Source organism: Massilia sp. CFBP 13721 (assembly GCF_014842025.1).
GTDB lineage: Bacteria > Pseudomonadota > Gammaproteobacteria > Burkholderiales > Burkholderiaceae_D > Telluria.
The window spans coordinates 87,571-102,147 of the sequence record NZ_JACYUY010000006.1; the positions used below are offsets into that span (position 1 = coordinate 87,571).

Below are 14,577 nucleotides of genomic sequence, written 5' to 3' on the forward strand. Positions count from 1 at the left end.
TGCGTGGTAGGCGGGCACACTGACTCAGCTTATGCAGCAGTGCTGAGCCAAATACTGGGACAGGTCAAGGAATGCGCACGCGCGCCGGGAACCCGGGCGCCGCGTGCGATGAGGAATTGGTGCCAGTATGTTTCCCGACCGCTGGCGCCGGTAGGGCAGCGAAGCTGCCGTGTTCGTTCGAACAGGACTATCTTCGCTCGGGATTGTGACAGCTTGTTGACTTACCCCCGCTGAGGGACGGGGCTGGTGCCGGCAGCGTGTGCGGGGCGCCCTCGCACAAGGTCAGCACCGCGCGCGCCAGCTCCACCGGCGCCACCGGTTTCGACAGGTATTCGTCGAAACCCGCTTCCAGCGAACGCAGGCGGTCCTCGTGGCGCGAAAAGGCGGTCAGGGCGAGGGCGCGCACGCCGGCAACCTGCGCATTGCCGGAGGCGCGCACGCGGCGCATCAGTTCCAGCCCGTCCATGCCCGGCATGCCGATGTCGCTCACCATCAGGTCGGGTTTCAGCTGGTCGATCAGATGCAGCGCCTCGTAGGCGGTGGCGGCGGTGACGATGGTGGCGGCCATGTCGGCCAGCACGTAATGGACGATGTCGAGCGAATCGCGTTCGTCGTCGACCACCAGGATCGTGCGGCCCGCCAGCGCGCCGCTGCCGGCGCGCACCGGGTCAGGGTCGTCTGCTTTGAGCAGGCAGTCGGGGGCGGCGGGAACATCGCCCTCCAGGTTCGGCAGCGGCATGGTCAGCGTAAACGTCGACCCGGCGCCGGCGCCGGCGCTCGCCACCGTGAGCTGGCCGCCCTGCAGTTCGACCAGCTGGCGCGCGATCGACAGGCCGAGGCCCAGGCCGCCATGGCGCCGCGTCGACGAGGCATCGGCCTGGCGGAAGCGGTCGAACACATGGGGCAGGAATTCCGGCGCGATGCCGATGCCGGTGTCGCTCACGGCGATCGCGATGGCGTCGCCGACGCGCTGCGCGCTGACGCGCACGCTGCCGCCGGCAGGCGTGAATTTGATGGCGTTCGACAGCAGGTTAGTCATCACCTGCTGCAGGCGGGCGGCATCCGCCGCCAGCGGTCCGGCGTGGCTGTCGATCAGCATCTCGAGGCGCACGTTCTTCGCCATGGCGCCAGGGCGCACCGTTTCGACGGCGGCGGCAATGAAATCCGCCGGCCAGGTGCGGTCGACCTCGATGCGTAGTTGGCCGGCGATCAGGCGGCTCATGTCGAGCATGTCTTCGATCAGTTGCGACTGCGCGCGCGCGTTGCGTTCGATCGTCTGCAAGCCGCGTTTGAGCATTTTTTCATCCTTGCCGCCATCCATCAGCAACTGCGCCCAGCCAAGCATGGCGTTGAGCGGGGTGCGCAGTTCGTGCGACAGGGTGGAGAGGAATTCGTCCTTCATGTCGGACAGGCGCTCGGCCTCGACGCGCGCCTTTTGTTCGTCCAGGTACAGGGCTTGCCGTTCGGCCAGGATGCGCGCGCGCTCTTCCAGGCGCGAATCGTAGACGGCGACCAGGGTGGCAATCGTCAGCAGCAGCAGGGCGGTGACCGTCACCATGCCCGCCAATAAATCCTGGCTGATGCCGACGTTCGCTTCCAGGCAGATGCTGCCCGGATCGAAGTGGGCCGCCTCCATGCCGGTGTAGTGCATGCCGACGATGGCGCCACCCATGACGACGGCGGCCGCGAGCTGCGTCAACTTGCCGTGCTGCATGCGGTGGCGCAGGTGAAACGCCAGCCACAGGGCGCCGGCCGAGGCGCCGATCGCGATCAGCACCGACAGCGCGAACAGCAGCGGATCGTAGTCGATCCCGGGACGCATGCGCATGGCCGCCATGCCGGTGTAGTGCATGGCATTGATGCCGAGCCCCATCAGCAGCGCGCTGACGGCGAAATGGCTGGCGCGCGGCGTCGGCCGGCTGATCTGCGACAGCGCCAGCGCCGAGGCCAGCACCGGCAACAACCAGGAGACGAGGGTGATCGCGGTGTCGTAGCCGACCGCGAAGGGCAGGCGGAAGGCCTGCATGCCGATGAAATGCATGGCCCAGATGCCGCTGCCCATGGCAAAGGCGCCGCCGCCCATCCACCACCAGGTGGCGCGGCCATGCGAGTGGCGCACGCGTTCGGCCAGGCTCAGCGCGGTATGGGAAGCATAGACCGCGACCAGGATCGAGACCACGACAAGGGACGGTTCGTAATGGCCGATCGACATGGCAAATCCGCTAGCTTGCCGGGAAGCCTCCCGGGCAGGTTGGAAAAAAATGCAGGTGAACCAGTCTACACGGCACTGGTCCAGCCTGCATTAAATTTTCCGTATGGCAATTTCGGCATGACACGGCGAAGCAACAGTGCCATGCGGATAAGCGCTTATATGGCCTTGCGCGTATTCGGCAAAAAGGCGGTTGCCAGGCCCAGCAGCGGCAAGAAGGAAATCACGCTGTAGACCTGGACGATGCCGTGGCTGTCGGCCAGCTTGCCGAGGCAGGCCGCGCCGATGCCGCCGATGCCGAACATGAGGCCGAACATCAGGCCCGAGACCATGCCGACCCGTCCCGGCACGGCTTCCTGGGCATAGACCACGAGCGCGGAAAAAGCCGACGACATGATCAGGCCGATGGCAATCGCCAGCACGCCCGTCCACCACAGGTTCGCGTACGGCAAAGCGAGCGCGAACGGCGCCACGCCGAGGAAGGAAATCCAGATGACGGCCTTGCGTCCGATGCGGTCGCCGACGGGTCCGCCGGCAAAGGTGCCGGCCGCCACCGCCGCCAGGAACATGAAGAGAAACATCTGGCTGTGCTGGACGCCCAGGCCGAAGCGTTCCATCAGGTAGAACGTGAAGTAATTGGTGAACGAGGCGATGTAGACGAATTTGGCGAACATCAGGATGCAGATGACGATCACCGCGCGGATCACGCCGGCGCGGTCGAGCCCTTCGCGATGGCCGCTCATGAGGCTTTTCGCCTTGGCGCTGCCGTTGTGCGTGACCCACAGCGTCAGCCGGTACAGCACGAAGATGGCGGCCAGGGCGACCACGATGAACCAGGCCACGGCGCCCTGGCCGTACGGAATGACGATCGCGGCCGTCAGCAGCGGGCCGATGGCGCTGCCGCTGTTGCCGCCGACCTGGAAGGTCGATTGCGCGGTGCCGAAGCGGCCGCCCGAGGCCAGGCGCGCGATGCGCGACGCCTCCGGGTGGAAGGCGGCGGAACCGACGCCGATGACGGCCGCCGCCACCAATAGCATGTTGTAGCTGCCGGCCGTGGCCAGCAGCGCCACGCCGATCAGGGTCATTACCATCCCCATCGGCAGCAGCCAGGGTTTCGGATGTTTATCGGTGTACATGCCGATCCAGGGCTGCAGCAGCGAAGCGGTCACCTGGTAGACCAGGGCGATGATGCCGATCTGGCCGAAGTTCAGCGAAAAATTCGTCTTCAGCAGCGGGAAGATCGCCGGCACCATCGCCTGGATCATGTCGTTGAGCAGGTGCGCGACCGCGGCGCCGCCGACGATGGGCAGCAGGAATTTCTGCGCTACAGGAGCGGAGGGCGCCGCGGTGTCCGCTGAGGTGTTCGCTACAGTAGGGGAGGCGGCAGGTGTGGTCATGGGAAGGCGAAAGGTGGGAGCGAAAGCGGCGCTGGACCGCCGAGCATAACGTACCTGCCGGTGACGGTCTCGCGCTAGCCTGCCAGCGACTGTAGAATTCCTGCCATGGCGTCGCATCCCTCCCACAAGCACCAGCTGTTCGATAACCTGCCGCGCCCGCTCGTGGTGATGGAAAACCGCTGGCCGGCCGGCAGCGCGACCGGCTGGCATTCCCATCCGAAAGGGCAGCTCCTGTACGCCACCGCGGGCGTCATGGCCGTGCACACCGAGGCCGGCGCCTGGGTCGTCACGCCCAACCGGGCGCTCTGGATGACCACCGGCCTGCGCCACAACGTCACCATGTCCGGCGAGGTAGTGCTGCGCACCGCCTATATCGACGTCGCGCGGGTGGCGGCGCTGCCGGCCGAAAGCTGTGTCATCAACATTTCGCCGCTGCTGCGGGAACTGTTGATCGAGGCGGCGCGCATCTCGCCGGTCGTAGAACCGGCAGGGCGCGATGCGCGCCTGATCGCGCTGCTGATCGACGAAATCCGGCTGGCGGTGGCATTGCCGCTGCACCTGCCGCTGCCGCAGGATGAACGGCTCAGGTCGATGTGTGCTGCCTTGAATGCACGGCCGGCGGCGTCGGCGAGCGCGGCGGCCTGGGCGGCGTCGATCGGCGTGGCCGAACGCACCCTGCACCGTTTATTCGTCAGGGAAACCGGGATGACCTTCGCCAAGTGGCGCGAGCAGGCGCGCCTGCTGTACGCACTGCAGCGGATCGGCAATGGCGACAAGGTCATCGAAGTCGCGCTCGACTGCGGCTATGCCAGTCCGAGCGCGTTCGCCGCCATGTTCAAGCGCCATTTCGGGGTCACGCCGTCAAGCTTTTACCGCTGAAATCGGAGGCGGCTAGCGGCGCAGGATGAAGGTGGCCATGGCCGCGACGGCGCCGGCCGCCGCTAGTGCCCAGGGGCCGATGCGCATGATCTCTCCGGAGTGTCCGGCCTGCACGGCAAGCGGCCCGGAAATCGGGCGCCATTCGTCGCGCCTGGCGGCCGCGGCGCGCGCGGCGGCCGCTTCCTGTTCGTAGAAGGTGGAGAAGCGTTCGAGGTCGAGCGGATTGAGCGTGGCCATGTAGGCGACGATCTGGTCGTGCTGGTCGAGCCGCACCTGGTAACGGTTGCGTCCGGCGGCCACCGCCTTGCGCAGGTGCTCGGCTTCGGTCTCGACCAGTTCGCGCACGCTCTCGCGCGTGATGGCGGCCAGCGCGATCCTGGGTCGTTCAACGCTTCGTCTGTCGGCTTGCACTTGCGGTCTCTCTTGGCATTGCATCTGACAGGCAGTCTACGCCCCTGTGCGGCCGTTTGCCAACACACTTGGCTCCGGTGGCGGAATCAAACTGACAACAAGCGCCTCGGGAAGCGTCTCAAAATTTCTACAAGGCAAAATATATTTCCATATGATTGTTAGAACGCCATTTAGTTTGCGCCGCCAGGTACGATAACCTGAGCAGCGCATCGCATTGAGCGCACCGGTTGGCAGGCGAAACACAGGCATTGCCTGCGCGCGCAGCGGCACATGGAAACTGATTTGAACGACATGACAAATACGGCGGACCTGGCGCGGCTGGCCGAGCAAAATACCGCCCTCATCGAAAATTCGCTCGACCTGATCGCCCTGATCGATGACGACGGCCGCTTCCTGCGCCTGAACGCGGCGACCTTCGATCTCCTCGGCTACCGGCCCGACGAGCTGGTGGGGCGGCATTACTGGGAACTGGTAGGCGCAGAAGAGATCGCGCGCTTCCGCTCCCTGCGCGCCGAACTGCGCAATGGCGTGTCGGTGCGGCGCGACCTGCGCCACCGCTGGTTGCGCAAGGACGGCAGGGAGGTGATCGTGTCGATCTCGGTGCGCTGGTGCGCGCTCAGCCGGGTGACCTATGCCACCGCGCGCGACGTGACCGAGCAGCATACCGCGCGCGAAGCGCTGGCCAAGCTGCAGCAACAGCAGCAGCTGATGCTGGAAAGTATCGGCGACGCCTTTTTTGCCGTCGATCGCAACTGGTGCGTGACCTATGCGAATCGCAAGGCCGGCGCCTTTGTCAATATCGACGCCACCTTGGCCATCGGCCGCAACCTGCTCGAGGTCGCGCCCGACCTGCACGGTTCTCCGACGCTCGCCTGCTACCAGCGCGCCATGGCAAGCGGCGAAGCCTGCACCTTCGAGACTTACTGGGAACCCTCGGGCGTCTGGCTGGAAGTGCGCGCCTATCCGAGCGAGGATGGCCTGTCCGTGTATTTCCACGACATCAGTTTTAAACGCCAGGCCGAGCAGGCGCTGAAGAAGAGCGAGCAGCGCTACCGCAGCCTGTTCCAGCAGGCGGCCGACAGCATCGTCATCGCCGACCGCGAGCTGTTCATCGTCGCCGCCAACGGCCGCGCCTGCAGTAACTTCCGCTACACCGAAGAAGAATTCTTGCGCCTGCGCGTGCCCGACATCGACAGCGGCTACGCCTACACGGCGGAGCTGGCGCTGGCGCTGCAAGATGGGCACACGCGGCTGCTGCGCATCCAGAAGCGGCGCAAGGACGGCAGCACCTTCCCGGCCGACGTGCACATCTCGCGCTTCGAAGACAACGGCGGCGAGTACTACCAGGCCATCATCCGCGACGTTACAGAGCGCGAAGAGACGCAGAACCGCCTGCGCGAGCTGGCCACCCACGACACGCTCACCGGTTTGCCGAACCGCGCGCTGCTGAACGACCGGGTGCAGCGCCTACTCGATACCTGCCCGCACGAGGGGACGGTGGCGACCATGTTCCTCGACCTCGACCGCTTCAAGGAAATCAACGACTCCTTCGGGCACGAATTCGGCGACGTGCTGCTGTGCGACGTGGCGGCGCGCCTGCGCCGCGTGCTGCGCCCAAGCGACGTCATCGCCCGTCTCGGCGGCGACGAATTCGTGATCGCCGCTCATTGCACGAGCGGCAAGGGTGCGGCCGAACGCATCGGCGAGAAACTGCTCGACGTGCTGACCGCGCCGATCACGATCGCCGGGCAGGACGTGATCATCGGCGCCTCGATCGGCATCAGCCTGTTCCCCTGCGACGGCCAGACCAAGGAGCAGCTGTTCCAGGCCGCCGACACGGCGATGTACCGCGCCAAGGCCGCCGGGCGCAATCGCTACCGCTTCTTCGAGCCCGAGATGGCCGTCGCCACGCGCGAACGCATGGCGCTGGAAACCTCGCTGCGCCCGGCGCTGGCGCGCGCCGAGTTCGAACTGCACTACCAGCCGCGCATCGACCTGCGCAGCATGGCCATGGTCGGCATGGAAGCGCTGATCCGCTGGAACCATCCCGAGCGCGGCATGGTCTCGCCCTGCCAGTTCATTCCAATCGCCGAAGAGACCGGCCTGATCGTGCCGATCGGGCGCTGGGTGCTGTTCGAGGCCTGCCGCCAGACGCGCCGCCTGATGAGCGAATTCGGGCGCGAGATCTGCGTATCGGTGAACGTCTCGGCGCGCCAGCTGGCGCACCAGACCTTTGTCGGCGAGGTGCGGCAAGCCCTGGCCGAGTCCGGCATCCCGCCGCACTGCCTGGAACTGGAACTGACGGAAAGCGCGCTGATCGCCGACGTCGAGCGCACCGCGCAGATGCTGCGCGAACTGCACGAACTCGGCGTGAAACTGGCGGTCGACGATTTCGGCACCGGTTATTCGGGCCTGGCCTACCTGCGCAAGTTTCCGATCGACGTCCTGAAACTCGACCGCTCCTTCGTGCTGCAGGAAGACGAGCGCATCAGCGCCTTCGATTTCGTCAAGGCCTTCGTCGACATGGCGCACGCCCTGAAACTGGCGGTGGTGGCCGAAGGCGTCGAGACCGCCGAGGTGGTCGACTTCCTGCGCTCGGCCGCGTGCGACGAGGCGCAAGGCTATCACTTTGCGCGTCCCTTGCCGCTGGCCGACTTGCGCGCGCGGCTGGCGTCCGAGTAACCTGCAATGGCGGGGCAACGTAGGGTGGGCACTTGTGCCCACGCGGTACGGCACAAGCATGTCGAGACGCATGCAAAGCCCCGGAACGCATGCGTATTCGTTTCCATTCGCCCGCGCGAAACGCAACGGTTCGACCGCGTGGGCACGAGTGCCCACCCTACGGTACACAACAGTAGCGGCTACGGGAGCAGTATCACCGCGCCGTATTACCGCAACGATTCCCGCATCCACGCAAACGCCGCCGCCTGCGCGGGGCCGATGTCGTCCGGATCGATGCCGATGGCGGCCGCCAGCGCCGCGGCACGGAGGCTGTCTCCGCCCTCGACCACCAGCGCCAGCCTCAGGTAAGGGCCATACTTGCCCGCGCTGCGCAGCAGCACGTCGTGGATGTCCTGCGACAGGTGCATGTGATCGAGCAGGCGCGCCATCGGCATGCCCAGCATGACGTCGAACAGGGACAGGATCCCGGCCAGGAACAGCTCGTCGCGTTCTACCGTCGTCAGCGCCGGATCGACCAGTTCCATAAAGCGGGCGCGGCGCAAGGCCACTTCGAGCAAGGCCGCGTCGCGCTCGCGCTGGCGGCCGAGCTTGAAGATGGCGACCGCCAGCCAGCGGTACACCACGTTGCGGCCCAGGACCAAAATAGCCTGGCCCAGGCCGGTCACCGCCGTCGCCCGGGCGTGGGCGGAGGCATTCGCCCATTTCAATAATTGCAGGGTAATGGCGGGGTCCTGCTTGGCCACTTCCGCCAGCTGCGCCAGGTCGGCATCCGAGCGCAGCAGGTTGAGCAGCTTGAGCGCCGTCACCCGGCTCTGGTCGAGGCTGCCGTCTTCGTCGGCCAGGTCGGGCTTGAACAGGAAACTGCCGAGGCAATAGTCGACGCCCCAGGTGAGGCACATGCGCTGCTCTTCCCAGCCGGTTACGGACTCGACCGCCAGTTCCAGGTGCGGATGGTTGGACCGTAATTTTTCTACCAGGTCATGAACATCGGCCAGGTCGATGCCGGCAAGGTCGAGGAACAGGACGTCGCAGGCGGCGAGCAGGGCGGCCCGGTTAGCCTGGGCCGACAAGCCGCGCAAGCCGCAACGGGCGCCGTCACGCTTGAGCGCGCGCAGGTGCGCCACGCCATCCTGTCCCGCCAGCGCGGCGGCATCCAGCACGAACACCGTGTGCGCGCCTGCGCATTTACGCAGCAATGGCGAGCCGGCCCCTGCCGGCGTGACGGGAACGACCGCCATGCGGCGCGTGGCGAACCCGGCGACATCTTCCGCCGCCAGCGCTTCGAACAACAGCGTCTCGTCGCCCCCGCGCGCCAGGCTGAAACGATAGCCGTACAGGCGGTTATGGCGGTCGACCACTTCTTCGCGGCGCAGCGGCGCCGGCGCGGGCGCGGGCGGTGCTGTCGGAAGCGGAGGCGGAGGCAGCGGCATTGGCGCCGGTGTCTCCTGCGCGCGTGACCAGCGCCGGGTCAGGAACGAAAACAAGCCCATGAGGAAGCGTAACGAGATGGTGGATCGGATGTAGCTTGACTGGATGGTAACGCAAGTTTCTTCATGGCAGGAAATTGCCGCTGGCTTGGCATTTTCACTGAGCAAGAAACCAGCGATAATCATCGTTTCCTCATCCGGCAACGAACCCACCATGCACGACCACGATCCCCATGCGCCCCTGGCGCCAGCGCCTGAAAGCCCGTCACGCCGCCGCATCTTCCAGGCTGCCGCAGCCGTCGGCCTCGGCGCCAGCCTGCCCGCCGCTAGCCAGGCCGGGCCGCGTCAGGCGGCGCCGCGTCCGGCGAACAAGCCGGCATCCTCGCTCGATGCCAAGCTCAAGGCGCACGTGAAAAACGTGGTCGTGATCTATCTCGAAAACCGCAGTTTCAATAACCTGTTCGCCAATTTCCCCGGCCTGGCGAGCCCGCTGCCGGCCAGCGCGCCGCAACTGGACCGCGACGGCTCGGTATTACCCGTGCTGCCGAAGATCTGGGGCGGCATGGTGCCCGGGCGCCAGGACGTCGGCGGCAAGGAATACCTGATCGGCGAAGACAAGATCGCCAACCTGCCGAACGGCCCGTTCGCACTGAAGGATATCGAGGGCAAGCCCTTGCCGGAAGCGCTGGTCACGCGCGACCTGGTGCACAATTTTTATCACAACCAGATGCAGATCAACGGCGGCAAGAACGACGGCTTCGTCGCCTGGGGCGATTCCGGCGCGCTGGTGATGGGGCATTACGGCGAGACGGGCAAGAACCTGGGCCTGTGGCAGATCGCGCGCGAATTCACCCTGTGCGACAATTTTTTCATGGGCGCTTTTGGCGGTTCTTACCTGAACCACCAGTTCCTGATCAGCGGCCGCACGCCCGAATACTTCCATGCACCGCAAACCCCCGCGAAGAAAAAGATCGCCGTGCTGGAAGACGGTCCGCTCGGGCGGCGCCTGGCGGTGGCGCCGGACTCGCCGCAGTCGGCCCTGGACGGCAAACCGAAATTCGTCAATGCCGGCGCCATCACGCCCGATGGTTATGCGGTGAACACGATGGCGCCGCCGTTCCAGCCAAGCTGGGTGCGTCCGGCGGCCGGCGGCGACGCCAACGCCGCCGACCCGCAGGACGCTTCGGTGCTGCCGCCGCAAAGCTACGACACCATCGGCGACCTGCTGTCGCGCGCCAACGTGAGCTGGGCCTGGTATGGCGGCGCCTGGCAGGCGGCGCTGGATGGACGTGGCGCCGGCCAGCGCCCGAACTTCCAGCATCACCATCAGCCGTTTAACTATTTCACCCAGTTCGCGCCCGGCACGGCGGCGCGCGCCGCGCACCTGCGCGACGGCGGCCTGGGCGACAGCCCGATCTCGAACCGCTTCATTGCCGACGTCGTTGCCGGCAAGCTGCCGGCCGTTGCCTTCTACAAGCCGCAGGGCAACCTGAACCTGCATGCCGGCTATTCCGACATCGAATCGGGCGACGCCCACATCGCCAACGTAATCGAGCACCTGAAAAAGTCGCCGCAGTGGAAGGATATGGTGGTCGTGATTACCTTCGATGAAAACGGCGGCTGGTGGGACCACGTGGCGCCGCCCGAGGGCGACCGCTGGGGGCCGGGTTCGCGCATTCCGGCGCTCGTCGTCTCGCCGCATGCGAAGCGGGGCGCGGTCGACCACAATTTCTACGACACGACCTCGATCCTGCGCTTCATCACGCGCCTGCACGGCTTGCCGCGCCTGGAAGGCCTGGCCACCCGCGACGCCGCCTTTGCCGCACGCGGCGCGCGCAGTCCCGGCGACCTGACGGCGACGCTCGGCTTCCGCTGATTTCAGTCTCCATCCGTCCTGCGAAGCCGGCTTGCATGCCGGCTTTTTTGCGTCTGCAAAGCCCGTCTTCATACTGAAGTGTTGCTAAAAGGCTACCGCGCGCGGGGTTTCGGAACGCGGCGATACACTGGGCATTGGATCAGGAATGCGCAGCTCGCTGCTGCCGTAAAACGCGGCGCGGCTGGGGCGCAGGACGATCGAAACCACTTGAACAGGCGTGGCGCATGGGAGACATGCGCGCCCTTATCCAACCCCCAGGAGAGCATTATGCAAAAAAATAAAGCCTTGAAAGGACTGCTCGCCGTTTCGGCCGCAGCCGCCATGTTCGCCAGCTTCGGCGTGCAAGCACAATCCGCCACCACCCAGAGTGCGCAAGGCCAGCCGAACATGACCGGCAAGACCGCGCATGACGGCACCGTCAACAACACCAACAGCCAGGGCATGGAAGACCGCAGCGGCCAGGTCGGCGCCAGCACCGCCGGCTCCACCACCACCGGTTCCGGCACTGGTTCCGCAATGGCAGGCCATACCGGCCACGGCCAGAGCGGCGCCGGCATGAGCGGCAGCACCGGCACCGGCGCCACCGGCATGTCGGACGCCACCTCCGGCCAGTCGGGCACTGCAGGCGCTACCGCCGCCGGCGGCGCCAAGATGAGCAAGGCCGACAACAAGGCCATCATGGACATGGCAATGGTGAACATGGCCGAAGTCGAAATGGGCAAGATGGCGCAAAGCAAGAGCCAGAATGCGGAAGTGAAAACCTTCGCCCAGCAGATGATCGACGACCACACCAAGGGCCTGGCCGAAGTGCAAGCCGTGGCACAAGCCAAGGGCGTCACCCTGCCGACCGAACTCGACGCCAAGCACAAGGCTATGGCGGCCAAGCTGGCCAAGCTGGAAGGCGAAAAGTTCGACCGCGAGTACATGAAGACGGGCGGTACCGGCGGCCACAAGGAAGCGCTGGCCATGCTGAACAAGAATGAAAAGAACGCCAAGGATGCCGACGTCAAGGGCCTGGCAACGAAGATGAAGCCGACGGTGGAACAGCACCTGAAGGCGGCCCAGCAGATGCCGGCGAACGCAAAGTCGGGCACCAAGTCGGGCCAGTAATGATCGCTTGATCGCGGGCGCTGACAGACGGCGCCGATGACAGTGAAGCGCGTCCCGGGAGCGATCCCGGGGCGCGCTTTTGTTTATTGGCCATGGCGCGCGTAGGGTGGTCGGCTCCACCCTGCACTGTGCACGGACGCGGCTTCTGCGCCGCCCACGCGTAACGCATGCATCTCAGCTGCTGGGCTGCAGGCCGTTCATGCGTTACGCGTGGGCGGCGTTCAAGCCGCGTTTCAATCATTCGCCCGGGTGAAGCCGACCACCCTACGCCGCAAGCCGGCGCGCTGACGTATACTTGTCTCCATGACGATCCACCGCTGCAGCTGGGCCAACCCGGCCAATCCCCGCTACCTCGACTACCACGACCACGAATGGGGCGTTCCTTGCCATGACGAGCGGCGCCTGTTCGAAATGCTCAACCTCGAGGGCGCCCAGGCCGGCCTGTCCTGGGAAACCATCCTCAACAAGCGGGAATCCTATCGCGCCGCCTTCGACGACTGGGACGCGGAAAAGATCGCGCGCTACGACGATGCCAAAGTGGCGCAATTGCTGGCCAATCCCGGTATCGTGCGCAACCGCCTGAAAGTGGCGGCGGCGATCACGAATGCGCGCGCCTACCTGGCGCTGCGTGCGGAAGGCCAGACGCTCGACGCTTATCTGTGGGCCTACGTCGACGGCCAGCCGCTGGTGGCGCAGTGGCCGGACGGCGCCCGGCCGACGAAGACCGCACTGTCGGACCGCCTCTCGAAAGACCTGGCCAAGCGCGGCTTCAAGTTCGTCGGCTCGACCATCGTGTATGCCTACATGCAGGGTATCGGCATGGTCGACGACCACGATCCGCACTGCTTCCGCCACGGTTGCGGCGGCGCAGGTGCGGTGTGAACCCGGCGCGCTTCTGGCAGGGCCGCAAACGCTATACGGTGTTCGACACCGCTTACGGCAATGGCGCGCGCGCCGCCGCCCTGATCGAGTCCTGGCGCCATGACCCGGAGCGACCCGCGCGGCTGCACATCGTGGCCCTGGCTGATGGCATGCTGCCGGGCTTTCACCGCATCCCGCAGGCCGACGACGCCGTCACGCTCGACCTGGTGAGCGCGCCGTTGGACGCGGCGCTGGCCCAGCTGGCCGCGCGCATCGACTTCGTGCAGCTGCACGGCCTGCGCGGACCGAACACCGGCTTTGCGCGCGCGCTGGCGCGCCTCGCCGCCGGCGACGCCCGTCTTGCCTTCGACTGGCTCGAGCAGGAGCAGGTGGCCGCGCTGATGGCGCAGGGTTTCGTGTTCGACAAGGGCGGGGCGCGCTTCGCCAGCCTCAAGCCGCGCCAGCCCTTGCCGGCGGTGCCGCAACGCCATGCGATCGTCATCGGCGCCGGCCTGGCCGGCTGCGCGGCGGCCGAGCGCCTGTGCGCACGCGGCTGGGAGGTGACATTGGTCGAACGCCATGCGGGGCCGGCTGGCGAGGCGTCGGGCAACCTGGCCGGCATCTTCATGCCGCTGCTGTCGAAGGACGACAACATCCCGACCCGCCTGACGCGCGCCGCCTACCTGTATGCGCTGCGCTATTGGGACACGCTGGGCGGCATCGGCAACACCATCGAGGGCGCCGCCTGCGGTGTGATGCAGCTGGCGCGCGACGCCGGCCACGCGGCGGCGTCGCGCGCGATCGCCTCCGGCGGCACGCTGCCGCGCGCGTTCGCCGAATGGCTGGAAGCGGAGAAGGCGAGCGAACTGCTCGGCTTGCCGGTAGACGATGGCGCCTGGCTGTTCCGCCAGGGTGGTTGGGCGCGCCCGGGAAGCGTGTGCGAGGCGATGCTGGCCGCGTGCGGCGCGCGCCTGACGCGGCGTTTCGGCGCCGGCAGCGTGACCCTGGTGCGTGCCGGGGACGAATGGGAAGTGCGAGGAGCGGGCGGCACGATCGCGCGCGCGGCCACCGTGGTGCTGGCGGGCGGCGCCGGCTCGACCCGGTTCGCGCAGGCGGCGCGCCTGCCGCTGTCGCAGCTGCGCGGCCAGGTGACCCACCTCGACGCCGCCACGCTGCCGCAACTGCCGTTCGTGCTGTGCCGCGAAGCCTACCTGACGCCGGCCGCCGGTGGCGTCGCCTGCGCCGGCGCCACCTACGACCTCGACGCCGATCCGCAGCTGCGCGCGGCCAGCCAGCAGGAAAACCTGGAACGCCTGCGCGCGCTGGTCGCCCGGCCGGAAGCGGGCGCGGGTGCGCCGCTGGCCGGGCGCGTCGGTTTCCGCAGCGTCGCGCCCGACCGCCTGCCGCTGGTCGGCGCGCTGCCCGACTTCGAGACCGCCGGCGCCACCGAACGCCTGCGCGACGTGCCGCGCCATCCGGGGCTATATGGCCTGCTCGGTTATGCCTCGCGCGGGCTGATCTGGGCGCCGCTGTGCGCCGAACTCCTGGTCTCGCGCCTGGAAAACGCACCGCTGCCGCTCGAAGCAGCCTTGGTCGATGCCCTCGATCCGGCGCGCTTCGTGTTGCGTGCACGCCGCACCGGACGGGGCCCGGCGCCATTTGCGCCGGATTAAACGCCTTCATGCTGGCGCAAGCCAAGCCGCCGCGCCGGACCTGCGTATAATT

The 14,577-nt window shown here is 66.8% G+C and carries 10 protein-coding genes; 6 read left to right on the plus strand and 4 right to left on the minus strand.

What is annotated here, in order from left to right:
- Positions 1–187: 187 nt before the first annotated feature.
- Complete coding sequence (locus tag IFT60_RS07705; RefSeq protein ID WP_192051314.1) at positions 188–2,212, minus strand: MHYT domain-containing protein; 2,025 nt, start codon at positions 2,210–2,212, stop codon at positions 188–190.
- A 155-nt stretch (positions 2,213–2,367) separates the two neighbouring features.
- A complete protein-coding gene (locus IFT60_RS07710) occupies positions 2,368–3,606 on the minus strand; it encodes an MFS transporter (protein WP_192051316.1) in 1,239 nt (412 codons plus the stop codon).
- Between the two features lie 105 nt (positions 3,607–3,711).
- On the opposite strand from IFT60_RS07710, the gene IFT60_RS07715 reads away from it, so the two are divergent.
- Complete coding sequence (locus IFT60_RS07715) at positions 3,712–4,485, plus strand: AraC family transcriptional regulator (protein ID WP_192051318.1); 774 nt, start codon at positions 3,712–3,714, stop codon at positions 4,483–4,485.
- A 12-nt stretch (positions 4,486–4,497) separates the two neighbouring features.
- Here IFT60_RS07715 and IFT60_RS07720 read toward each other — a convergent pair whose 3' ends face one another.
- Positions 4,498–4,896, minus strand: a complete 399-nt coding sequence (locus IFT60_RS07720) for a hypothetical protein (protein WP_192051320.1) — start codon at positions 4,894–4,896, stop codon at positions 4,498–4,500.
- A 291-nt stretch (positions 4,897–5,187) separates the two neighbouring features.
- Between IFT60_RS07720 and IFT60_RS07725 the strand changes: the two genes are divergently transcribed.
- Positions 5,188–7,578 (plus strand): sensor domain-containing protein, encoded by a 2,391-nt coding sequence (locus IFT60_RS07725; protein WP_229510740.1) that lies wholly within the window; start codon positions 5,188–5,190, stop codon positions 7,576–7,578.
- Positions 7,579–7,784: 206 nt separating this feature from the next.
- Here IFT60_RS07725 and IFT60_RS07730 read toward each other — a convergent pair whose 3' ends face one another.
- Positions 7,785–9,008 carry an EAL and HDOD domain-containing protein gene (locus tag IFT60_RS07730; protein WP_192051324.1) on the minus strand — a complete coding sequence of 408 codons (1,224 nt, stop codon included), beginning with the start codon at positions 9,006–9,008 and terminating at the stop codon, positions 7,785–7,787.
- 211 nt (positions 9,009–9,219) lie between these two features.
- Here IFT60_RS07730 and acpA point away from each other — a divergent pair, with 211 nt between their 5' ends.
- From acpA to mnmC1, 4 genes are all read left to right on the plus strand, one after another.
- Positions 9,220–10,881, plus strand: a complete 1,662-nt coding sequence (gene acpA, locus IFT60_RS07735) for an acid phosphatase (protein WP_192051326.1) — start codon at positions 9,220–9,222, stop codon at positions 10,879–10,881.
- A 267-nt stretch (positions 10,882–11,148) separates the two neighbouring features.
- A complete protein-coding gene (locus tag IFT60_RS07740) occupies positions 11,149–11,991 on the plus strand; it encodes a DUF4142 domain-containing protein (RefSeq protein WP_192051329.1) in 843 nt (280 codons plus the stop codon).
- A gap of 303 nt (positions 11,992–12,294) precedes the next feature.
- A complete protein-coding gene (locus tag IFT60_RS07745; protein ID WP_192051331.1) occupies positions 12,295–12,873 on the plus strand; it encodes a DNA-3-methyladenine glycosylase I in 579 nt (192 codons plus the stop codon).
- The gene (gene mnmC1, locus IFT60_RS07750; protein ID WP_192051334.1) at positions 12,870–14,525 is read left to right on the plus strand and encodes an FAD-dependent 5-carboxymethylaminomethyl-2-thiouridine(34) oxidoreductase MnmC1; all 1,656 of its coding nucleotides are present in this window, start codon (positions 12,870–12,872) and stop codon (positions 14,523–14,525) included. Before IFT60_RS07745 ends, mnmC1 begins: the two co-directional genes overlap by 4 nt.
- Positions 14,526–14,577 lie beyond the last annotated feature (52 nt).